The sequence below is a fragment of the Klebsiella sp. WOUb02 genome, assembly GCF_050058015.1.
Lineage (GTDB): Bacteria > Pseudomonadota > Gammaproteobacteria > Enterobacterales > Enterobacteriaceae > Klebsiella.
Window position 1 is genome coordinate 1130073 of record NZ_CP170110.1, and the last position, 22407, is coordinate 1152479.

Annotated in this window: 19 protein-coding genes, 3 pseudogenes and 1 riboswitch; of the genes and pseudogenes, 10 read left to right on the forward strand and 12 right to left on the reverse strand. The window is 62.0% G+C overall.

Translation table 11 applies throughout. The features are described 5' to 3' along the window. Nucleotides 1–10 precede the first annotated feature (10 nt). A complete protein-coding gene (locus tag ABOC21_RS12295) occupies nt 11–565 on the forward strand; it encodes a sigma-70 family RNA polymerase sigma factor (RefSeq protein WP_426814753.1) in 555 nt (184 codons plus the stop codon). After that, nucleotides 552–1181, forward strand: a complete 630-nt coding sequence (locus ABOC21_RS12300; RefSeq protein WP_426814754.1) for an NrsF family protein — start codon at nt 552–554, stop codon at nt 1179–1181. The genes ABOC21_RS12295 and ABOC21_RS12300 overlap by 14 nt, the downstream gene beginning before the upstream one ends. Here ABOC21_RS12300 and ABOC21_RS12305 read toward each other — a convergent pair. From ABOC21_RS12305 to ABOC21_RS12330, 6 genes and pseudogenes are all read right to left on the reverse strand, one after another. Beyond that, nucleotides 1178–2497, reverse strand: a complete 1320-nt coding sequence (locus ABOC21_RS12305; RefSeq protein WP_426814755.1) for a type II toxin-antitoxin system HipA family toxin — start codon at nt 2495–2497, stop codon at nt 1178–1180. The two genes, ABOC21_RS12300 and ABOC21_RS12305, sit on opposite strands and share 4 nt — an antisense overlap. Further along, entirely contained in the window at nt 2497–2769 is a 273-nt protein-coding gene (hipB, locus tag ABOC21_RS12310; RefSeq protein WP_426815477.1) for a type II toxin-antitoxin system antitoxin HipB, read from the reverse strand. Before hipB ends, ABOC21_RS12305 begins: the two co-directional genes overlap by 1 nt. A 181-nt stretch (nt 2770–2950) precedes the next feature. Further along, a complete protein-coding gene (locus tag ABOC21_RS12315; RefSeq protein WP_426815478.1) occupies nt 2951–3511 on the reverse strand; it encodes an RNA polymerase sigma factor in 561 nt (186 codons plus the stop codon). A gap of 5 nt (nt 3512–3516) precedes the next feature. Next, nucleotides 3517–3942 carry a hypothetical protein gene (locus ABOC21_RS12320; RefSeq protein WP_426814756.1) on the reverse strand — a complete coding sequence of 142 codons (426 nt, stop codon included), beginning with the start codon at nt 3940–3942 and terminating at the stop codon, nt 3517–3519. A gap of 164 nt (nt 3943–4106) precedes the next feature. Then, nucleotides 4107–4454: pseudogene (locus tag ABOC21_RS12325) on the reverse strand (GGDEF domain-containing protein); the annotation flags it as partial. After that, nucleotides 4421–4606, reverse strand: coding sequence for a hypothetical protein (locus ABOC21_RS12330; protein WP_426814757.1), 186 nt, complete (start codon nt 4604–4606; stop codon nt 4421–4423). The gene ABOC21_RS12330 and the pseudogene ABOC21_RS12325, both read right to left, overlap by 34 nt. A 311-nt stretch (nt 4607–4917) precedes the next feature. After that, a riboswitch (TPP riboswitch) is annotated at nt 4918–5019 on the forward strand. A gap of 65 nt (nt 5020–5084) precedes the next feature. Here ABOC21_RS12330 and ABOC21_RS12335 point away from each other — a divergent pair. The 6 genes and pseudogenes from ABOC21_RS12335 to ABOC21_RS12360 all read left to right on the forward strand — a co-directional run bounded on the left by ABOC21_RS12335 (nt 5085) and on the right by ABOC21_RS12360 (nt 11389). Further along, nucleotides 5085–5780, forward strand: coding sequence for a TenA family protein (locus tag ABOC21_RS12335; RefSeq protein ID WP_426814758.1), 696 nt, complete (start codon nt 5085–5087; stop codon nt 5778–5780). Beyond that, a complete protein-coding gene (locus ABOC21_RS12340; protein ID WP_426814759.1) occupies nt 5777–6505 on the forward strand; it encodes an ABC transporter ATP-binding protein in 729 nt (242 codons plus the stop codon). The genes ABOC21_RS12335 and ABOC21_RS12340 overlap by 4 nt, the downstream gene beginning before the upstream one ends. Next, the gene (locus ABOC21_RS12345) at nt 6502–7242 is read left to right on the forward strand and encodes an ABC transporter permease (RefSeq protein ID WP_426814760.1); all 741 of its coding nucleotides are present in this window, start codon (nt 6502–6504) and stop codon (nt 7240–7242) included. Before ABOC21_RS12340 ends, ABOC21_RS12345 begins: the two co-directional genes overlap by 4 nt. Nucleotides 7243–7269: 27 nt before the next feature. Beyond that, on the forward strand, nt 7270–8205 hold the full coding sequence (locus ABOC21_RS12350) for an ABC transporter substrate-binding protein (RefSeq protein WP_426814761.1): 936 nt from the start codon (nt 7270–7272) through the stop codon (nt 8203–8205). A gap of 306 nt (nt 8206–8511) precedes the next feature. Then, the gene (locus ABOC21_RS12355) at nt 8512–9897 is read left to right on the forward strand and encodes a diaminobutyrate--2-oxoglutarate transaminase (protein ID WP_045855334.1); all 1386 of its coding nucleotides are present in this window, start codon (nt 8512–8514) and stop codon (nt 9895–9897) included. Between the two features lie 9 nt (nt 9898–9906). Then, nucleotides 9907–11389, forward strand: a pseudogene (locus ABOC21_RS12360) (pyridoxal phosphate-dependent decarboxylase family protein). A gap of 82 nt (nt 11390–11471) precedes the next feature. Here ABOC21_RS12360 and ABOC21_RS12365 read toward each other — a convergent pair. Further along, complete coding sequence (locus ABOC21_RS12365) at nt 11472–11879, reverse strand: DUF4865 family protein (RefSeq protein WP_426815479.1); 408 nt, start codon at nt 11877–11879, stop codon at nt 11472–11474. Nucleotide 11880: 1 nt separating this feature from the next. On the opposite strand from ABOC21_RS12365, the pseudogene ABOC21_RS12370 reads away from it, so the two are divergent. After that, a pseudogene (locus ABOC21_RS12370) lies at nt 11881–12466 on the forward strand (LysR substrate-binding domain-containing protein); the annotation flags it as partial. Nucleotides 12467–12557: 91 nt separating this feature from the next. Here ABOC21_RS12370 and ABOC21_RS12375 read toward each other — a convergent pair. Then, a complete protein-coding gene (locus tag ABOC21_RS12375; RefSeq protein ID WP_426814762.1) occupies nt 12558–13340 on the reverse strand; it encodes an SDR family NAD(P)-dependent oxidoreductase in 783 nt (260 codons plus the stop codon). A gap of 118 nt (nt 13341–13458) precedes the next feature. Between ABOC21_RS12375 and ABOC21_RS12380 the strand changes: the two genes are divergently transcribed. Continuing rightward, nucleotides 13459–14013, forward strand: coding sequence for a TetR/AcrR family transcriptional regulator (locus tag ABOC21_RS12380; RefSeq protein ID WP_426814763.1), 555 nt, complete (start codon nt 13459–13461; stop codon nt 14011–14013). On the opposite strand, the gene ABOC21_RS12385 is transcribed toward ABOC21_RS12380, so the two are convergent. The 4 genes from ABOC21_RS12385 to uca form a co-directional block, all read right to left on the reverse strand. Beyond that, complete coding sequence (locus tag ABOC21_RS12385) at nt 14010–14750, reverse strand: glutamine amidotransferase (protein ID WP_426814764.1); 741 nt, start codon at nt 14748–14750, stop codon at nt 14010–14012. The genes ABOC21_RS12380 and ABOC21_RS12385 overlap by 4 nt on opposite strands. Before the next feature lie 119 nt (nt 14751–14869). Next, nucleotides 14870–16795 (reverse strand): penicillin-binding protein 2, encoded by a 1926-nt coding sequence (gene mrdA, locus ABOC21_RS12390; protein ID WP_426814765.1) that lies wholly within the window; start codon nt 16793–16795, stop codon nt 14870–14872. Nucleotides 16796–16980: 185 nt separating this feature from the next. Continuing rightward, nucleotides 16981–18777: an allophanate hydrolase gene (gene atzF / locus ABOC21_RS12395; protein ID WP_426814766.1), complete on the reverse strand. Its 1797-nt coding sequence runs from the start codon at nt 18775–18777 to the stop codon at nt 16981–16983. Then, nucleotides 18774–22379, reverse strand: coding sequence for an urea carboxylase (gene uca / locus ABOC21_RS12400; RefSeq protein ID WP_426814767.1), 3606 nt, complete (start codon nt 22377–22379; stop codon nt 18774–18776). Before uca ends, atzF begins: the two co-directional genes overlap by 4 nt. Between the last annotated feature and the right edge of the window lie 28 nt (nt 22380–22407).

Below are 22407 nucleotides of genomic sequence, written 5' to 3' on the forward strand. Positions count from 1 at the left end.
AAGGCGGACTATGCAAACAAACGATAGCGCGCGCGAAAGCTGGCCCGCGCTAATGGAGCAGGCGCAGGCGGGCGACAGGCTCGCCTATACCCGCCTGCTCAAGGCGCTGGTGCCGACGATCCGTTCGCAGGTGCGGAAACGGATCGCCGACGAGGCGCTGGTGGAAGACGTTATCCAGGATGTGCTGCTCAGCGTACATCGGGTGCGTCACACCTACGATCCGGCCTTTCCCTTTTTGCCCTGGCTGCTGGCGATTATCTCGGCCCGCAGCGTGGACGCGCTGCGGCGGCGCGGGCGCTATCAGCACTGGGAGGTCTCTGATGAAGCGCTGCCGGAGTCGGCGGCCGCCGACCCGCCGCGCCAGGACAGCCGGGAGGAGCTGGCGGGCTACCTGCGTCAGCTTCCCCTGCGCCAGCGCGAAATCGTTGAGCACGTTCATCTGCGCGAAATGAGCCTGGCGGAAGCGGCCACCCATTACAATCTCAGCGTGGCGGCGGTGAAATCGCTGCTGCATCGGGCGTTGAAAAACCTGCGCCGATTTGGAGATCACCATGACCGATCATAATCTGCTTATTGAAAAACTGGGCCGCGAAATGCGCCCGGTAAAACGTCCGTGGCCCACCGGCTGGCGCGTCGCGGGCTGGCTGGCCGTCGCCCTGCCGTGCGCCGGCGCCGCCAGCCTGTTGGTACAGCGCGAGCAGACCGACTGGTCGCAGCCCGGGGCAAGCCTCGCGATGGCGCAGCTGGTGCTGGCATTTCTGCTCGGGACGTTAACCATTCGCCGCGCCTTTACCATGAGCATTGCCGGGCGTCGGAGCATCAGCTGGAAGGCCCTTTTGCCCATCGGCCTGATGTGGCTCGGCCTGGGCATCGGCAGCATTCCCGGCGACGCGCCGCCGCTGCACGATAACGATAGCGTCAGCTGCTTCACCTTTCTGCTGGTCGTCAGTACGCCGATGATAATGCTGATGATCGCCAGCCTGCGGCGCACGCGGGCGATCTATCCTGCACGCAGCCTGGCGATGGCCGGGCTCGGCGTCGCCAGCCTGGCGGTGAGCCTGCTGGCGTTTTGCCATCCGGTGCATTTGCACCCGCTGGATTTTGCGCTGCACCTGGCGGCGATCGCCACGATCGTCGCGCTAACGGTGATTATCGGCAGGCGTTGGGTTAGCGTCCGTTAACCCTCCAGGCCGCTTTGCAGGCGGGTATGATTTTTGAGCGCGTGGGAGATAATAGCCCGGTAAACCGTCGGTGAAAAATCCGCCGGCAGCGAGGCCCTGACCGCATCGACCGCCCGCGGCAGGCTGTCGGCAAAATAGCGCAGGATCTCCAGCATCTGCTGCTGCGCAAATCCCACCTCTTTTGCCGTGGCGAGAAAATGACGCGGGTAGATCGTCTGGATCTCCGTTTTCCGCCCTTTGGTTGCTTTCAGGCTCATCGACAGCTTAAGGTCGCTGATATGCAACCCCGCGCCGCCGAGCAGCGGAAAGGCCGAGATAATGTCGTAGAACGGCGTCAGGCGATAGCTGCCGCCGGGCTGCAGGAAAATGGAAAAATTCTTCGCATGCCCGTCGGTGGCGCCGATTAGCCATTGAAAAACGATAAACTTCATAAAGTCGTAGCGATCCTTCAGCGCCTCGCTGGAGCCGAGCAAAAACGCCATGATTTTGCCGATGCCCGGCCCGCCGTCCGACTCGTACTTCATCGAGGAAGGAATGCCGAACGCCTGGCACAGATCCTCCTGCGGCAGGCGCAGCAGCCGCGTTTTCTCCAGCGCCCAGCGGCGGTCAAAGCGCTCAACGGCCAGCGCCCGGGTGCTGCGGGTGGTGATAATTTCAGCCTGCGGAACGGCAAAGCCCAGCTCCCGCGCCAGGGCCAGGCATAAATATTCGTTATCGACGCTTTCGCTGAGATCCAGCACCGCGTCCGGCTGCCTTATCTCGCCGATCGGCAGCTTGATAATATGCGTCGTTGGCGTTGTCGCCGTCGGTATGCACCAGCGGTCGTCCATCTTCAGCAGCGCCGTTTTCTCCTGGGCGCCGGCGACCGATATTCTGAACTCCTCCTGGCCGTTAATCATGCCGAGCGGAATATCCGCGCGGTAGGCCGTCAGCAGCGCGTCAAGCCGGGCGTCGTCGAGCGCTTCCCAGGTCAGGCCGCCGGCTGCCGGAGCGGCGCCTTCGGGCAGCAGGGTGACCGCCCCGACGCTATCCCGCCCCACCTCGGCCAGCAGATCGAAGGGCTGCTTCGAGCGCGCCTGATAGCGCTTGACAATGCGATCGCGCACCAGCGGGCTATCGGGCAGCAGGTTGTCGAAGTAGTTAAACACCGCATCCGAGGTGATGTTGCCGAACTGCAGCGGCAGCGACAGGGAGAGCGGTCGCGCGCGCGGGTTTTGCAGCCAGCGCGCCTCATAGCGGAACTGATGGGCGCCGTTGCTCAGCTTGATCAGCTCCCCGACGCGTTCATTGTTCATCCACGTCACGAGCGTCGCCATTACCACTCCAGATCCGGTTGACTATCGTTTTGCGCAAGGTCCGGCGCCGCGCCCTTTTCGCACACCGTCATCGTCATTTCCAGAGATTGTAAAATCTTAAACAGCGTCGTTAAGGTGGTTTTGTCCGGATGGTTTTCGAAGTTCGAGATCGTCGCCTGCTTAATGCCTATCCGGCGGGCCAGATCGCTTTGCGTCCACTGGTTTTTTTGCCGCACCAGCTTGATATGGTTCGCCAGCTGGGCCGGGCTGTAGATCGTCGGGGGCGTTATCATCATCTTATCTATCCTCTTATAGGGATAAGACCCTGTTTATACCCTGGTGAGGATAATGTCAACGCTCGCAGTAAATATCCCCATAAGAGGATAAAGAATGCAATATCCTTTAGTGGGGATAAATCATGAAGTATCCTCACCCGAGGATATTGACCGCGGCGCCCGGCGGTTGCGCCAGGCCTTAGTCGGTCATCAGCTCATCATAGAGGGCGCGCAGGCGGGTACGCAGATAGAGCACGGCTTTGTGCTTGCGTGATAGCAGGGCCTGCTCGCTGGCCCCGCACTCGGCGGCCAGCTCTTTATAGCTGTAGCCCAGCAGCTCGGTCTTTTCAAAGACCTCCCGCTGGGCGGCGGGCAGTTCCGATAGCGCCTGGTTCAGCTCCTCCCACAGCAGCTCTTTCAGGTACTCGTCCTCCGGCGTTTGCGGCACGCCGAACAGGGTCTCCGCCAGCTCATCTTCCGGGAACTCGCCCTCTTCATCCCCGGCGAGGTAGTCCGCCAGCGGCAGCTCGCGCTTTTTGCGCGCCCGGTCGGTCATTTCGTTGCGCGCGGCGCGGAACAGCCAGGCGGCGACGTTCTCCACCGGCTGTTCGACCTTCATTAATTGCCAGCTCACTTCCTGTAGGATATCGTCAGCCTCGTCGCGTACCGAGATGCGGCCGCGAATAAAGGCCTTCAGCCGGGAGCGGCAGGCGTTGAGCGCCGAAACAAGCAGCGATTCCCCCGCCGTTGCGCCTTTCATTTCGCTCACTCGGTCGGCGTCGTTTTAGACGCATCGTCTGCCGGCCGGGCGGGTTCGTTACGGCGATCGTGCCAGCCGCAGTGCTCGCGATGGCCGCGGCGGCCAAAGCGCTGCATAAACTCTTCGCGCTGCTCGGGATTCATCTGCATCCAGCGTTCATGCATGCGGCGACGCTCGCGCCCCATACCGAACATGCCCGGCCGGAAGCCGAGGCCGCCGAAGAGGATCCGCGATAGCGCCAGCAGACCTAAAGCCTGCCAAAAGCCGATGCTTTTAACCCCAAGAATGGCCGGCAGCAGCGCGTTCCACAGCGACATCACCACCAGGCCAAGTATCGCGACGATCGCCATGCCAACGATCAGCGGTTTGCCCATCCGATGGTGGCCAAAGCCGTAGTGACGGCGGTTTTCATGCATATCAAAATCTTTCATCTTGTTGCTACCTCATGACTGTCGTGAATAGTGACTGCTGATGAGGTAGACGAATGAGCCGGAGAAATATTGCTAAGAATTTTAAAAAACGGCGTAACTATATTTACGCGGTGAATTTTTACCGCGGCGCCGCTCGCTCAGCCAGGGCGGCATTGCGCCGCGCCTCAATATTTACCCACCAGGTGCAGCTTCACCTGATTTCGCCCCTCTTTCTTCGCCGCATACAGCGCCTTGTCGACGCGGTTGAACAGCTGGTCGATCTCTTCGTCATCCTGACGCGCGGCGACGCCAATGCTGACGGTAACCGGGCCGGGGCGATCCGGCAGCTGATAGCCGCTGACCGCGAGACGAATGGTCTCCGCCATTTGCAGCGCCATCTCAATAGAGCGTTCGGGAAGAAATAGCAGAAACTCCTCGCCGCCCCAGCGATATATTTTGTCCTGATGCGTCACCGTCGACTCAAGGATCCGCGAAATTGTCAGTAAATCTGCAGGCTCACTTCCGGGCAGGTGGAGAACGTCCCTTTGCGCATCTCATCCAGCGACATATCGCCGCTGAGGGTTCTGGAGGCCCGATTACCGTAGAGAATGCGCTCTTTAAAAGGGTGAACCACCCAGATGGGGGTGGCTAACAGGTCGAACATCGTGAATTCTTTTAATAGCATGCAGCTCTCCACCCGCCATACATCGTCAATCACTCATCCAGCCGCCTGTGCATTCATCGCCTGCTGGCGCAAAATCAAAGAAAATTAGTTAGAGAGTTCAAAGGGATGACGTAGAAGTGGCTATTATAGTCTTCTTTTAAATCGCAGACGGTGTCCAAGCCGGCAAAAATCAGCGATAAAATTTCCCGCACCTGCCCGCCCTTCACTCTTTAGCCAACCTGCTAGTGACGTTGTCACCTAAACCCCGCCCGCTCCCCGGCGCAATGAGCCGAAGCCGGGATTGTAATCAAAAAGTGAATGCCGTATAACATGGCCTTACCGAGGGGTGTCCCGTGAGGGCTGAGATGGCGTAAGCCGAACCCTTTGAACCTGATCTGGGTCATGCCAGCGAAGGGACGGGTCGGCAATTTTGCCAGTTTTCCGCCATTGCCTGTTCATACTTCTGCACGCCCGGATCTCCCCTTAATCAGGAGGTCCTGTGATTCTTCCCGCATTTACTCAAGGCATCTACGGTCGTCTGCGCCAGCAGGCGGGACGCGACTGGCAGCACTACGTCGCCCATCCTTTTTTACATCAGCTGGCTGACGCCACCCTGCCCGAACGCGCATTCCGCCGCTACCTGACGCAGGACTATCTGTTTTTGATCCACTTCGCCCGCAGCTATGCCCTGCTGGTCAGCAAGCTGCGCACGCTGCCGGAGATGCGCGCCGCGGCGGCCTCGATGAACGCCATCCTCAGCGAGCTGCCGCTGCACGTCAGCTACTGCGACGGCTGGGGGCTGGATGAAGCGACCATGGCCGCCGAGCCGGAGGCGTCTGAGACGGTCAACTACACGCGCTACGTACTGGATATCGGCCACTCCGGCGACGCCCTGGATCTGCTGGCCGCGCTGATGCCCTGCGTGGCCGGTTACGCAGAAATTGGGCTCGGGCTGCTGCACAATCCGCAGACCCGCCTGAACGATAACCCCTACGCCTCGTGGATCCGCAACTATGGCGACGAAGGCTACCTCAACGGCGTCAACGCGGCGATTGCCCTGCTGGAAACCCTCTGGCAGCAGCGCGGCGGCGAGTCGAGATTCGCTGAGCTGAGCACCATCTTCACCACCGCCACGCGCCTGGAGGCCAACTTCTGGCAGATGGGGCTGAATGCGGTAACGGAGGCGTCGGCGTGACGCCCCCGGCCATCCACGTCCGGGAGCTGGGTTTGCGCTTCGGCTCGCGGGTCATTTTTGCGGATTTATCGTTCGATATCCCCGGCGGGCAGTGGGTCTCCCTGCTGGGGGCCAGCGGCGCGGGAAAAACCAGCCTGCTGCGCATCATCGCCGGCCTCGCGGCGCCGACGTCCGGCCAGGTGTACGCCAGCGACGGACTGCCCGTGGCGAAACGGCTGGCGTGGATGGGCCAGAAGGACCTGCTCTACCCGTGGCTGAGCGTGCGCGATAACGTCGCCCTTGGCGCGCGCCTGCGCGGGGAGCGCGTTGACCGTTCGCGCGTGACAACCCTGCTGCGTCAGGTCGGGCTGGAGCAGTGCGCCGACGATCGCCCGGCGGCGCTCTCCGGCGGCATGCGCCAGCGCGCGGCGCTGGCCCGCACGCTGTATGAAGACCGCCCCGTGGTCTTAATGGATGAGCCCTTTTCCGCCCTCGACACCATCACCCGCACGCGCATTCAAACCCTGGCGGCGGAGCTGCTGGCCGACCGTACCGTGGTGCTGATTACCCACGATCCGATGGAAGCCTGTCGGCTGAGCCACCGCCTGCTGGTGCTCGCTCCGTCCGCGGGCGGGATCGACGATTCGCACCATTTATCTGGCCTGCCGCCGCGGGCGGCGAACGATCCCGCGCTGCTTGCCAGCCAGGCGGAGCTGCTGCAGCAGCTGATGAGGGCCGACGGATGAGGGGCAAACTCTTGCGCGGCGCGGTGGTGTTTAGCGGCCTGCTGCTGGTCTGGTGGCTGGTGACCTGCAGCGGGATCCCCGCCTTTCTGCTGCCTTCGCCATCGGCGGTCGCCGGCGCCCTGTGGCTCAACCGCGCGTATCTCGGCTGGCATACCCTGGTGACGCTAAGCGAAATTATCAGCGGACTGCTGCTCGGAGTCCTGCTCGGCGTGGCGCTGGCGCTGTGCATGATTATCTCGCCGCGGCTGCAGCGCTGGCTGATGCCGCTGGTGCTGACCAGCCAGGCCATCCCGGTGTTCGCTCTCGCCCCTCTGCTGGTGCTGTGGTTTGGCTTCGGAATGAGCGCCAAGGTGATGATGGCGGTGCTGGTGATCTTCTTCCCCGTCACCTCCGCGTTCTTTGACGGCCTGCGGCGGGTCAATCACGACTATCTCGATCTGGCCCGCACGATGGGCGCCTCCTTTGGCGCTCAGCTGCGCCACGTGCGGCTGATGGCCGCGCTGCCGGCGCTGGGGTCCGGCCTGCGGATGGCCGCCGCCGTCGCGCCGATTGGCGCCATCATCGGCGAATGGGTGGGCTCAGCCGAAGGGCTCGGCTACGTCATGCTCAACGCCAACGCCCGGCTGCAGACCGACATCTGCTTTGCGGCCCTGTTTATTTTAGTGCTGCTGACCGTCCTGCTGTGGCTGGCGGTCGACGCTTTCTTGCACCGGCTGATCGACTGGACGCCGGAATAATGACCCGTACGGATAATAAGGAATACCATGAATAAACGCATTTTTGCCGGGATGGCCCTCAGCGCGGCTATCAGCGCGCACGCGGCGGCGAACGAGAAGCTAACCCTGGTGCTGGACTGGTATATCAACCCGGATCACGCACCGATTATGGTGGCGGAGCAGATTGGCGCCTTTAAAGAACAGGGCCTTGACGTCAAAATCATTCCGCCATCCGACCCGGCGCTGCCGCCGCGGCTGGTGGCCGCTCGCCAGGCCGACCTCGCCATCACCTACCAGCCGCAGGTGCATTTTTTCGCCGATGAGGGGCTGCCGCTGGTGCGCGTCGGGACGCTGATTAACTCGCCGCTCAATACTATTATTGCGCTGGATAAGCGCATCAAAACCCCCGCCGACCTGAAGGGGAAAAAGGTGGGCTACTCGGTGAGCGGCATCGAACAGGCGACGCTGGCAACTATGGCGCAGTCGGCGCATATCGACCCGCAAAGCATCAAGCTGATTAACGTTAACTTCCAGCTCACCAGCGCCCTGCTTGCCGGCCAGGTCGACGCGGTTATCGGCGGCTACCGCAATATTGAGGCGCTGGAGCTAAAGCTGCAGGGCAAAGAGCCGCAGGTGATGAACGTGGAGGATTACGGCGTGCCGGCCTACGACGAGCTGGTGATTGTCGCCAACCGCGATGAAGCGCAGGCGGCGAAGATCAAAAAATTCCTCGTTGCCCTGCAAAAAGGCGTGGCCTGGCTTCGCGCCCACCCGCAGGAGACCTGGCAGGCCTTCGCCGCCGCTCATCCGGAGCTTAACACCGAGCTCAACAAGCAGGCGTGGCTGCAAACGATGCCGCTGTTCGCCACCGACCCGGCGGCGCTGGATAAGGCGCGCTACGAAGCCTACGAACAGTTTTTGTTTAACAACAAGTTGGTTAAAAAAATCACACCTTTATCGCAGTACGCTATCGAACTGCATTGAGTAACCTTACTGCCGGCGGAACTATTTTCGCCGGCAGCGTCAGCGAAGCGGTAATAAAAAGGGGCCTAATCGCACACTAATAATTACACTTTTTGTGCTTTTGTGACTGTTAAAATAACAGATATAAATCAAATGATTACCATTGAATTTAACAATGTAAAAATAACGTAAAAATAGCGCAATAAATAAAACGTTGAATGCGGATTTAAAAAGCCATATATTGTGCGCGCTTTATGAATGGCGATTCATTTTCTAAAACCAATTATTCAACCAGTGTTCAACCGCAACGCTGGTTGTGGGAGTGATATGATGACGGATAAAGTCCGTATTGATACTTTAAGTGCAGATTTATTGGACGCAAACAACGAAACCTTTTTGGCCCGTCAGGCCGAATTCGAATCGAACGTCAGAAGTTACCCGCGCAAGCTGCCGCTCGCGATTACCAAAGCGGAAGGCGTATGGCTGACCGATGCGGATAACAAGCAGTACCTCGACTGCCTTGCCGGTGCGGGAACCCTGGCGCTTGGTCATAACCATCCTGACGTGCTGCAGAGCATCCAAAGTGTCATTACCAGCGGCTTGCCGTTACATACCCTCGATCTGACGACTCCGTTAAAAGATCGCTTCTCCGAATACCTGCTCTCTTTATTACCGGGCGAAGGTAAAGAATACTGCCTGCAGTTCACCGGCCCGTCCGGCGCCGACGCCGTTGAAGCGGCGCTGAAGCTGGCGAAAAAATACACCGGCCGTTCTTCGGTGATCAGCTTCTCCGGCGGCTACCACGGGATGACCCATGGCGCGCTGTCGGTGACCGGCAACCTGTCGCCGAAAGAAGCGGTTAACGGCATGATGCCGGAAGTCCAGTTTATGCCGTACCCGCATCAGTACCGCTGCCCGCTGGGCATTGGTGGTGAAGCCGGCGTGAAGGCGCTGACCTACTACTTCGAAAACCTGATCAACGACGTTGAAAGCGGCGTGCGTAAGCCTGCGGCGGTGATCCTTGAAGCCGTTCAGGGCGAAGGCGGCGTGAACCCGGCACCGGTCGAGTGGCTGCAGCGCATCCGTAAAGTGACCCAGGAACACGGCATTCTGCTGATTATCGATGAAGTCCAGGCCGGCTTCGCGCGTACCGGTAAGCTGTTCGCCTTCGAACACGCCGGTATTGAGCCGGACATCATCGTGATGTCCAAAGCCGTCGGCGGCGGTCTGCCGCTGGCCGTTCTCGGTATCAAGAAGCAGTTTGACGCCTGGGAACCTGGCCACCACACCGGTACTTTCCGCGGCAACCAGCTGGCAATGGCAACCGGCCTGACCACCCTGCGTCACCTGAAAGAGAACGACATCGCCGGTAAAGTTGCGGCCCAGGGCGAGTGGCTGAAAGGCAAGCTGGCCGACATGCAAAAACGCTACCCGGTGATTGGCCACGTTCGCGGTCTCGGTCTGATGATCGGCATCGAAATCGTTAAGCCGAACGAAGCTCAGGACCACATGGGCTGCTACCCGGCCGACGGCGCGCTGTCTGCCCTGCTGCAGAAAAAATGCTTCGAAGCGGGCCTGATCCTTGAGCGCGGCGGCCGTAACGGCTGCGTCCTGCGCCTGCTGCCGTCGCTGCTGATTAGCGATGCGGAACTGGAAATTTTCTTCGATAAATTTGAACAGGCCCTGCTGGCCGCCGGCGTAAAACCGGTCTGAGTGGAGTAAGTGACCGCCATGTCCCAATTGAATCCGATCCTTGCCGGTTCGCCGCAGAGTATTGAGGCGTACCAGCAGGTTATCGCTCAGACCAGCCAGGCCGTCGCCCAGTGGCTCAAGCAGCCTGAGATGTATCAAGGCAAAAGCGTCGCCGAGCTGCGCGAGCGCATTACCCTTGAGTTCACCGAACAGGGGCTGGGCAACCAGGCGGCGATTGAACGTGCGATCGAGTACTTCCTGAAAGACAGCCTGTCGGTGCATCACCCGCAGTGCGTGGCGCATCTGCACTGCCCGAGCCTGGTGGTAAGCCAGGCGGCGGAAGTGCTGATTAACGCCACCAACCAGAGCATGGACTCCTGGGACCAAAGCCCGTCGGCAACCATCATTGAGATGAAGCTGATCGAATGGCTGCGTTCCCGGGTGGGCTACCGGGCAGGCGACGCCGGCGTTTTCACCAGCGGCGGCACCCAGAGTAACCTGATGGGCCTGATGCTGGCGCGCGATGCTTTCTTCGCCCGCCAGGGTCACTCGATTCAGCAGGACGGCCTGCCGGGCGATATCCGCAAGTACAAAGTGTTCTGTTCTGAAAACGCCCACTTCTCGGTGCAGAAGAACATGGCGCTGATGGGCCTCGGCTACCGTTCGGTCACCCTGGTCAAAACCGACCGCTTTGCGCGCATGGACGTCGAAGACCTGAAGGCGAAAATCGCCGAAGCGCAGGCCAACGGCGAGCAGATCATGGCGATCGTGGCGACCGCGGGCACCACCGACGCGGGGGCAATCGACCCGCTGCGGGCGATTGCCGGCATTGCGGCGGAGCATCAGATCTGGCTGCACGTCGATGCGGCCTGGGGCGGCGCGCTGCTGCTTTCCGAGCGCTACCGCGATTACCTGGACGGCATTGAGTGCGTGGATTCCATCACCCTGGACTTCCACAAACAGTTCTTCCAGACCATCAGCTGCGGCGCGTTCCTGCTCAAAGATGCGCGCCACTACGAGCTGATGCGCTATCAGGCGGCCTATCTGAACTCCGAGTTCGATGAAGAAAACGGCGTGCCGAACCTGGTCTCCAAATCGCTGCAGACCACCCGCCGCTTCGACGCGCTGAAGCTGTGGATGGGCCTGGAAGCGCTTGGGCAGAAGCAGTACGCGGAAATTATCGATCACGGCGTGACGATGGCGAAAAACGTCGCTGAATACGTCGCCAGCCAGCCGACGCTGGAACTGGTTATGGAGCCGCAGACTGGCGAGCGTGCTGTTCCGTTCGCGCCCGCAGCAGACGGCGGGCAGCGACGATGCGGCTATCGCCCTGCTTAACCAGCGCATCGGCGACGCGCTGCTGGAATCCGGTCGCGCCAACGTCGGCGTAACCGAGCACAACGGCGTGACCTGCCTGAAGCTGACGCTGCTTAACCCGATCGTCACCCTCGATGACGTCAAGGTGCTGCTGAACCTGGTTGAACGCACCGCGCAGGAAGTGCTGGCAAAGTAAGCTGAACTCCCGGACTGCGGCGCCTGCGCCCGATCCGGGATAGCGGCCCTTGCCGCCCCGCCTCATCCCGAAAGCCGATAACTCACCTTATCGGCTTTTTTACGCTCCGCCTCGCGCAACGTAGCCGATACGATAACTCTCTCCTGTCTCCGACGGCGCATCGCCAAAGCTGACCTCCAGCAGTCTGCCAGCGGCTCAGGTCCCATGCGCAGAGCGGCCCCTGCAGATCGAGGCTTGCCAGATCGCTGAACGGGGCGATGGCGCGTTTTTCGACGCTCAGCCAGGACTTATCCATCACCTCCCCGATCGCCGGGACGCGCAGCGCCAGCCAGCTTTCGATCCGCGGCCAGCCAAAGTCCTCGCACAGGCGAGTAAACCCCGGACTCTGCAGAAAACGCGTCATCGCTTCGGCGTTTTGCCAGACGTACAGCGGCGCGTAGCGGTTCTCTGCGACCGGCGCAGCGCGGTCATCGCGACGGCAATAGAAGATGCAGTGCGGCGCCGGGCTGGTGGTTAAACGCGGCCGTCACCTGGCGCTAACCGCCGAGGGCGAAAAGCTGATGGGCTATGCCCGGCGCATGCTGGAGCTCAACGATGAGACCCTGCGCGCTCTCAAAGGCGAACGGCTTACCGGCGAGATCCGCATTGGGATGCAGGAGGATTTTGGCGAATCCCTGATGCCGGGGATCCTCGGCCAGTTTAAGCGTCACCACCCGCAGCTGCGGATCGTCGCCAGAGTGGACCGCAATCTCCCGCTGCGTCAGGCGCTGGATATGGCGCTGCTCTGGCAAACCGACGATAGCGGCTCAACGTTGGGCCAGTGTCAGTTGGAGTGGATTTGTCATCCGGACCTCGACGTCGCCGCCCTGCTGGCCGCCGGCGAGCCGCTTCCGCTGGTGATGTTTGAAAGCCCGTGCCTGATGCGCTCCAGGGCTATCGCCGCGCTTGGCCGCTATTCCGTGGCAGGTGATGTTTGTGAGCCATAGCCTCAGCGGCGTCTGGGTGGCGGTACAGGCCGGATTAGGCCTGACGGTGAGAACCAAAATCGGCATGCCGGAGAATCTGCATGCCGCAGGCGCGGAATGCCGCCGCCTGCGCGATGCTCGGTCGGCTAATGGCCGGGGCGCTGAGCGGGCTGACGTCCAGGTGACAACGTCACGCGAAGGCGTCAGGCGCGGTAGCGCGGTGCCGGTTCCGACTGCGCGAAGCCGGGCAGCATCGCCTGGCGAGCCGCGTTCATGGCGCTCCACTGCGCTTCGTCGTGCAGCGGCGGAATGGTGACTAATTCGCGGCGATCGAAACCCGCCAGCGCCGCATCCACCAGTTTATCCACCTCCATCAGGCCGGGAATGGTATCAACGTCTTTGCCGCTGCGTTGCCAAATCTCGGTGCGGGTTGCCGCCGGCAGCACCGCCTGAACGTAGACTCCCCCGGCGGACAGCTCCACGTCGAGCGCCTGAGAGAGAAACAGCACGAAGGCTTTGGTTGCGCCATACACCGTCAGGCCCATTTCCGGAGCCAGTCCGACAACCGAGGCGATGTTGACGATAGCCCCTTCCCCCGCGGCCGCCAGCCGGGGAGCGATAGCGTGCGCCAGGCGGGTCACCGCCGTTACGTTGAGCGCAATCAGCCGGGAGATCTCTTCCCCGTTCTGGTTGATAAAATCGCCGGGAATGGCGGTGCCGGCATTGTTAATCAGAATGCCGATGCGCGTATCTTCCCGCAAACGCTGCTCGACGGCGGCGACGTCGTCATCGCTAGTCAGATCGGCGGTTAAAATGTCGACCTGTACCCCCGCTTCGCTACGCAGGCGCTGGGCCAGCGCGGTAAGGCGCTCGGTATTTCGCGCGACGAGGACCAGGTCGTGGCCGCGTTGGGCAAAGCGTTCGGCGTAGACTGCGCCAATCCCGGTCGATGCGCCGGTTACCAGTACCGCTGGTTTGCTGCTCATATTCGCTCTCCTGAATTTATACATGATGAACGTCATGTATAATGTCACAGGCTGGGTATATAGTGTAAATAATGTTATATGATGGTCATCATAAATAATTTCAGCGCGGGATCACGCCATGAGAGTGAGCAGAAAACAGGTCGAAGAGAATAAGCAGACAATCCTTGCCGCCGCCGGTCGTCTGTTTCGTGAACGGGGTTTTGATGCGGTAACGGTCACCGATATTATGCAATCAGCGGGTCTCACCCACGGCGGATTTTACGGCTACTTCAAATCGAAGGATGAGCTGATCGCCCGGACCCTGGCGGAGTTGCAGACAGCGAGCGGCGCCGTTGAAAACGGCAGCGCGCCGCAAATCGAACGCTACCTATCTCCCGAACACCGGGATAATTGTGCCGGCGGCTGCCCGCTGGCGGCCCTGGCGGCGGACACTATCCGCCAGTCGGAGCCGGCGCGGAGTGAAATGAGCGCCGGCCTCAAGCAGCAGATAGCCAACCTCAGCCAGGCCGTTCCCGGGGAGGATGAAGCGGCGAGGCGCCGCGCGGCCGTCGGCACCTGGTCGGCAATGGTCGGGGCGGTGATTCTGGCGCGAATGACCAGCGACCCGGCGCTATCGGACGAAATTCTTCGCGAAACCGCGGCCTGGCTGCAGGAGAAAGCGCCGCAGGGTTAAGCCGTCCCGGGGATCGGGGTCAGATAGTTCGCGACAAAGCGGGTCAAAATCGCCGAGGCCACGGGGCTCTCCTCGACCGCGCGGCTCAGACTCTCCGGGTCAAGGCCCTCACTGCGCAGCACCGCCTGACGGTAGTAGATCAGCGAGCGGGCAATCTCCGGGGTGATTTCAGGGTGGAACTGGGTCGACAGCGCGTGGGCGCCGTAGCGCACAATTTGATGCGGATCGTGCTCGGACGAGGCCAGTACCTCCGCCCCCTGCGGCAGTTTGGTCACCGTTTGCAAATGCGTCAGATGAGCGCTGAAGGTCGCGGGATGGTCGGCAACCAGGCTGTCGCTGAGGCCAGCGGCCGAGAGCGATATGGTTTTGCTGCCGGTTTCACGCCCTGCCGGATGGTAATCCACCTCGCCGCCCAGCGCGTGAGCCATCAGCTGATGGCCGTAGCAGACGCCAAACAGCGGCATCTCGATGGCCATCGCGGCGCGGATCCACTCCGCGGTCAGCTCGCTCCACGCCAGGCGATCCGTCACCATATCCCAGGAGCCGGTGATCACCGCCACCGTATCGTTATCCGGTTCCGGCAGCGGCTCGCCGGCAAATACGCGCACCGCTTTGATCTGCTCCCGCCACGGCGCCAGCAGGTCGGCGAACCAGCGCGGCAGGTCGCCGTGATCGGCGATAATCTCCTGCGGCGGCGTGCCGGTCTGCACAATCAGCAGCCTGTTTCTCAATGCCATCACCCTTTTCCCTCACCTCAATGCTTACCCCGGACTCTTCACTATGCAGAAAGGCGGCGCTTTCGGCAAATAACCAATATCTATGAGCCACGCCATGCGGAAATAAACGTGGCTGATGGCTACTGCGCGTCGGCGCTATCGATCTGCGGGACGTTGGCCTCTGCGCCGCCCTCTGCCGCCGCCGGCGCGTTGGCCGGGTCGAAGATATGGTCAAGAATGGCGCGCGCCGTTGGGCCAGCCACCACTCCGTCGCCGCCGCCGTTCTCAAGAATCAGCGCCATCGCCACCCGCGGATGCTGATACGGGGCAAACAGGGTATAGAAAATATGGTCACGCAGCCTGACCGGGATCATTTTCGCATTGTAGGTCTGGTTCTCCTTCAGGCTGAAGACCTGCGAGGTCCCGGACTTCGCGGCAATTTGATACGGCGCGGTGTGGAACAGCTTGTAGCCGGTGCCGTTTGGCAGGTTAGCCATGCCGTACATCCCGTTGCGCACAATCCCCCAGTATGGCGATTTCGGATCGCCCACCTGCGCCGCGTTTTGCGGCGGCTGATAGCGCTCAACCTTATTGCCGCGCTTCATGGAGTAGAGCAGATGCGGGTTCTTCACCTTGCCGTTGTTGATCAGCGTCGTCAGCGCTTTCACCATCTGAATCGGGGTGGCAATCCAGTAGCCCTGGCCGATGCCGACCGAGATGGTATCCCCTTGATACCATGGTTTCTTATGAACCCGCTGCTTCCATTCCCGGCTCGGCAACACCCCGGAATACTCTTCGTTGAGGTCGATCCCGGTCGGCTGGCCGTAGCCAAACTTGCTCAGCCAGCTGTGAATCCGGTCGATCCCCATCTCAAAGGCCACCTGGTAGAAGAAGGTATCCGCCGACTCTTCAATGGCCTTGGTGACGTTGAGCATGCCGTGTCCGGTTTTCAGCCAGTCGCGATAGCGGCGCTGGGTGCCCGGCAGCGTCCAGGTCGGCGCGCCGAAGAAGGTGGTGGTGGGCGTAATCACTCCGGCAGAAAGCGCCGAAAGCGCCATATAGGGTTTAACCGTCGAGGCCGGTGGATAGAGGCCCTGGGTAACGCGGTTGATCAGCGGCCGGTCGGCGTTATCGAGCAGCGAGCGGTAGGCCTGATAGCCAATGCCTTTCACAAAGGGATTGGGATCGTAGCTGGGGCTGGAAACCATCGCCAGCACCCCGCCGTCGCGCGGATCGACCGCCACCACCGCCGCGCGCTGCCCCTTGAGCACCGATTCAATATACTGCTGCAGATGCAGGTCGAGCGTCAGATAGATATTTTTGCCGGCGACCGGCGGCACCTCTTTCAGCAGACGCACCACCCGCCCGTGATTGTCCACCTCCACCTCCTGGTAGCCGGTGGTACCGTGCAGCTCCTGTTCGTAATAGCCTTCAATACCCTGTTTGCCGATATTATGGTCGGCGGCATAATTCTCAGCTTCGCCATTTTTTGCCAGCCGCTGCAGGTCGTTATCGTTAATTTTCGAGACGTAGCCGACAACGTGCGCCAGCTCGGCGCCGTAGGGGTAATCGCGCTGCTGGTAGCTCTCCACGGTGACGCCGGGGAAATGGAATTCGTTCACCGCGAAGCGCGCCACTTCGACATCGCTCAGCGCGGATTTTAACGTCACCTCTTTGTAGCGACTGTTGTGCAGCATATCGTCGCGGAAGCTGGCGATATCATCGGGAGTCAGATCAACGATCGGCGTCAGCTGCTGCAGCAGCGCTTTCATATCGGCGATTTTGCTGGGGATCACCTGCAGGCGATAAAGCGTGATGTTTTGTACCAGCGGGATACCGTTGCGATCGAAGATGAGCCCGCGGCTCGGCGCTATGGGCAGCATTTTGATATCGTTCTGGTTCGAGCGGGTCTGATAGAAATCGTGCTGTTTGACCTGCAGCCGATAGAGGTTAACGATCAGAATGCTAAAGCAGACCACCACCAGAATAAAAGCCACCACGGCCCGGCGAATAAACAGCATCTCTTCCGCTGAGTGATCGCGAATTTCATCTCTCAATAGAGTCATTGGCGGTAATTCACCTGAGTTTCAATAAGAAGCCAAAAAATTAAAAGCGGGGAAGGATAGCCCTATCGGCGCGGTAGCCCTACGGAAAGGTTGCTAATGAATTGGCAGAAATGTTTCAGCATGTGAGTAGCGCCAGTCCAGGGCGGACCGACGCGATTTTTTTCAAAATAATGTGACACCGTCACCTAGCGCGCCAGCCAGGCCCGCCATCCGCCGTAGGCCGTAATATCGGTCGCCCCCTGCAGGCCGTAGGCCTCGCAGATAAAGCCGCTGAGCCAGCGCCCGTCCGCCAGCTCCACCTTGCCTAACCCCAGCGGCGCCGGAATCGCCGCCAGCAGCGATCCCAGCTCGGCGGAGGGCAGCTCCCACACCTCCACGGCAATGGCCGCCCCGCCGTTTTCATCCCGTACCATCCCCGGACGTTTGCCATCGGCCAGCGCGTACAGCCGATAGCAGGCCGCGCTTTCCGTCGTCGCCAGCAGGCGTCCGCCCCGGGCCCGCAGCTGCCCGTTCAGCGCCAGCCCGTCGAGATGCGCGCCGCACACCACCAGCGCCTGGCGATCGTGGCTGGCTACGCCGGCCGGCGGCGCTGGCGCTATCTGCGCCCCGCCAGCCAGCGGCAGCGGCTGCGCCCGCTGGAAGGCATCGGCCAGCCCGAGGAGATACTGGTCGGTAAACGCCCGGCCAAATAGCGTCACGCCGGAAGGCAGGCCGTTCGACAAGAATCCTGCCGGCACGCTGACGGCTGCATAATCGAGTAAATTCATAAAGTTGGTGTAGTAACCGAGGTCGGCGTTGCGCTTCACCGGCTCCGCTTCCAGCTCGGCAAGCGTGACCGGACGCGGATAGGTCGGCGTCAGGACGCAATCCACGCCGTCGAGCAGCGCGTCGCACTGCGCTTTATAAGCCTGCAGCTGATACATAGCCTTAAACGCGGCGACCGCATCGGTTTGCGGCGCCTTCGCCAGCACGTCGCGAATCACCGGCAGAACCGCCTCCGGCTGCCGTTCAATCAGCGGCCCCGCCACAGCGTAACGTTCCGCCACCCAGGGCCCGTCGTACAGCAGGCTGGCAGCGGCGAGAAACGGCGTCATATCTAGGCTCACCGCCACGCCGCCGAGGGCCAGCAGCCGCGCTTTGGCCTGTAAAAACAGCGCTTCACTCTGCGCGCAGCCGAGGAAGTTGAGCGTCTGCGGAACGCCGAAGCGAAATCCCGGCGCCGGCGCGCCGAAGGCCTGCTCCCCGTTCCACTGCGGATTGCGTCGGCTGTAGGCATCGCGCGGATCGACGGCGGCGGTCAGCGCCAGCAGCCGGCTGGACTCGGCGACGGTGGCGGTAAAAAAGGTCGTGCAATCGAGCGTCCGACAGGCCGGCACCACCCCGGCGGTCGAAATCAGCCCTTTGCTGGCCTTCAGCCCCACGAGGTTATTTAACGATGCCGGAACCCGCCCGCTGCCGGCGGTATCCGTACCGAGCGCAAAGCTGGCGACGCCAAGCGCTACCGCCAGCGCCGAACCGGCGCTCGAACCGCCCGCCGGATACTCCGGGTGCACGGCGTTACGACAGCGTCCGTACGGCGATCGCGTGCCGTTGAGGCCGGTGGCAAACTGGTCGAGGTTAGTCTTACCAACCGGAACCGCGCCCAGCGCGATCAGCCGGGCCACAATCGTCGCGTCCCGTTCAGCGGTATAGGCGAACGCCGGGCACCCGGCGGTAGTGACGATCCCGGCGAGATCGATATTATCCTTAATCGCAAAAGGCACGCCGTACAGCGGCAGGCTCTCCGGCGCCACGCCGTCCAGCGCCGCCAGCCAGGGCTCCTGCTCCTCTGCCGTCAGGATATGAATAAACAGCTGATACTGCGGATTCAGCGCGGCGGCGCGCTGGCGCAGCTCCGCCATCAGCGCCCGGGGCGTCAGCCGGCCGTCGCGATAGCCTGTCGCGAGGGTGCTCAGGCGTAAATCAAAATTGTGCTGATTCATACGTTTTCCTCAATAATTACCGCCACCCGCTGCCCGGCGCGAACCGAGGCGCCCGGTTGAACGTTAACCTCGGCGATCACCCCGTCGCAGGGGGCCAGCAGCGGGATCTCCATTTTCATCGACTCCAGCACCAGCAGAACGTCTCCGGCGTGAACCCGGCTGCCCGGGGCGGTTTGCACCTGCCACAGGTTGCCGGAAACGGGGCTTTCTACCCCCTGCTGCCCGCGCTGCAGCGGCGCGTCCTCACCCTCTTCGACCGCCGCCTCCTGGCTCTCGAAATGCGCCTGGCCGCTGGCTATCCAGCGATCGCGCTCCTCATTAAACGCGCGCTGCTGGTGCTGGCGAAAAGCGTCAATGCTCGTGGCCTCGCGCGCAAGGAACTGCTGATACTCCGCCAGCCGCAGGGTGCTGTGCTCAATGCGCAGCGGATAGCGGCCGAGCGGAAAATCACGGCGGATCTGCAGCAGCTCTTCGGCAGAGACCGGATAGAAGCGCAGCTGGTCGAAGAAGCGCAGCAGCCACGGCTTGCCGGCAAAATCGGCCACCTCGTGATAGCGATTCCACATTTGCAGCGTGCGGCCGACAAACTGATAGCCGCCGGGGCCTTCCATGCCGTACACGCACAGGTAGGCGCCGCCAATCCCGACCGAGTTTTCCGCCGTCCAGGTGCGCGCCGGGTTGTATTTGGTGGTCACCAGGCGGTGGCGCGGGTCGAGAGGTGTGGCCACCGGCGCGCCGAGATAGACATCCCCCAGCCCCATCACCAGGTAGCTGGCGTCAAACACCGTATCCCATACCGCCCGTTCGTCGGGCAGATCGTTAATCCGCCGGATAAATTCAAGATTGCTGGGGCACCAGGGCGCGTCGCGGCGAACGGTGGTCATATATTTATCGATCGCCTTGCGGCAGGCCGGATCGTCCCACGACAGCGGCAGGTGCACCACCCGCGTGGGAACCTCAAGGTCATCGCTGACGCACACCGTCGCCCATTCCGCGCGCACCCATGCCAGCAGCGCCTCCAGGGGCAGGGTTTCCGGCTGGAAGTGAACCTGTAAAGAGCGGATCCCCGGCGTCAGGTCAATCACGCCAACCCGGGCCTGGCCCTCCAGCGCCTGCATCAGCGCGTGGATGCGAAAGCGCAGCACCAGATCCAGCTCCGCCTCTCCGGCCTCCAACAGCAGATGGGTATCGCCGGAGAGTCGCGCCACCAGACGCTTATTGGCTTCCCCGCATGACATCACCACCGGCGACGCCAGCGGCGCAGGCTGCCAGGCGATAGCCGCGGGCTCAAGGGTTGCCAGCTCCTCGCGGCGGCCCTGCGCCAGGCGACGGGCGGTGGCTAAATCGACCGCCACAAAGCGCACTTTATCTCCGGCTTTCAGCTGGCCGAGCTGCCACAGGTCGGCCTCAATCACCGTGACCGGGCAGACAAAGCCGCCGAGGCTCGGGCCGTCCGGGCCGAGGATCACCGGCATGTCGCCGGTAAAGTCAACCGCGCCGATAGCATAGGGATTATCGTGAATATTCGACGGATGCAGCCCCGCCTCTCCGCCGCTGTCGCGGGCCCACAGCGGTTTCGGGCCAATCAGCCGGACGCCGGTACGACTGGAGTTGAAATGCACTTCCCAGTCGGTGGCAAAAAAGGTGGCGATATACTCTGCGGCAAAGAATTCCGGCGCGCCGTGGGGGCCATAGATGACCCGCAGCGTACGCACCGCGTCCAGCGAGGTCTGCAGCGCGGCGGGCAGCGCGGCGCCGATATTGTCCGCGCTGCAGGAGGCCAGATGCAGAACGTCGCCGCCGCGCAGCGCGCGTCCGGCGTGGCCGCCAAACTGTCCGAGGGTAAAGGTGCTTTTGCTGCCTAAATAGTCCGGCACCTGAATGCCGCCGCGCAGGCAGAGATAGCTGCGTACCCCCGCGCCGGTTACCGGGCCTATTTTCAGCGTCGCGCCGGCGGGAATAGTGAAGACGCGGTTCATCGGCTGAGCCACGCCGTCGAGGGTCACCGCAGCCGCTGCGCCGCATATCGCGGCCTGGGCGAGGCAGTTAAACTTCAGCGTTGGCCCGCTGAGGGTGATTTCCAGCGCCGCTTCGCCCTCCGGGTTCCCAAGCAGCCGGTTACCCAGGCGCAGCGCCCGGTCGTCCATCGGCCCCGAAGGCGGTACGCCCACCGCCCAGTATCCGAGGCGCCCCGGATAGTCCTGAACGCTGGTCTGGGTCCCGGCGCTCAGGACTTCGACGGTCGCCGCCTGATAATCCAGCTGCTCAAGGCAGCGGGTCCAGGGTTCGCCGGCGGCAAAGGGGGCAAAAGCCAGAATCTGCTGCAGATAGCGACGATTGGTTTCCACGCCGTACAGCCGGGTTGCCGCCAGGGCTTCGCCGAGATGGGCGATGGCCCGATCGCGGTCAGGCTGCCAGGCGATCGTTTTTGCCAGCATCGGGTCGAAGAACGGCGGCACGTCACAGCCGGCCTCCACCCAGCGGTCAATCCGCAGGTTTACCCCATCCGCCGGCGGGAAGATCGCTTCGCTGAGCAGCCCCGGCGACGGCTGGAACTGACGGCCGGGATCTTCGGCGTAGATCCGCGCCTGAATCGCGTGGCCGCGCGGCTGCAGGTCCGCCATCAGCCGGGAGAGCGGCGGTAAGTCCCCCGCCGCCAGGGAGACCATCCAGCGCACCAGATCGACGCCCCACACCTGCTCGGTCACCCCGTGCTCAACCTGCAGACGGGTATTAACCTCAAGAAAATAGAAGCGCTGCGCCAGGCTATCGTAAACAAATTCCACCGTCCCGGCGCTGCGGTAGCTGACCGCTTTGCCCAGGGCGATCGCCGCCTCGCACAGCGCCTGCGCCATCCCCTCAGGCAGGTTGGGGGCCGGCGTCTCTTCGATAACCTTCTGGTTACGTCGCTGAATCGAACAGTCGCGCACGCCGAGGGCGATAACCTCCCCCTGCCCGTCGCCAAAGATCTGCACTTCGAGGTGACGGGCGCGGGAAATATATTTTTCGACGAACACGCCGGCATCGCTAAAGTTGTTCTGCCCGAGGCGGCGAACGGTTTCAAAAGCCTCCGCCAGCTCCTCAGCGTCCTGGCAAACGCGCATCCCGATCCCGCCGCCGCCGGCGGTGCTTTTCAGCATTACCGGATAGCCAATCTCCTGCGCGGCGCGGCACGCCTCGGCGCTATCGGCCAGCAGCCCGGTGCCTTCCAGCAGCGGCAGGCCCTGCGCTTTAGCCAGCGCCCTGGCGGTATGTTTAAGGCCAAAGGTCCGCAGCTGCTGCGGCGTCGGGCCGACGAATATCAGCCCGGCGGCTTCGCAGGCTTCGGCGAAGGCGGCGTTTTCCGATAAGAAACCGTAGCCGGGGTGAATCGCCTCGGCGCCGCTTTGCCGCGCGGCGGCGATGATTTTTTCCACCACCAGATAGGTTTGCGCCGCCGGGCCATCGCCGAGGCTTAGCGCTTCATCGGCCTCGCGGATATGCAGGCTGCTGAGATCGGCATCGGAATAGACGGCAACGCCTTTAACCCGCATAGCGCGCAGCGTGCGCAGAATGCGGCAGGCGATGGCGCCGCGGTTGGCAATAAGTAGGGTATTGAACATAAACGGGACTCACATCAGGGCGGGTCGT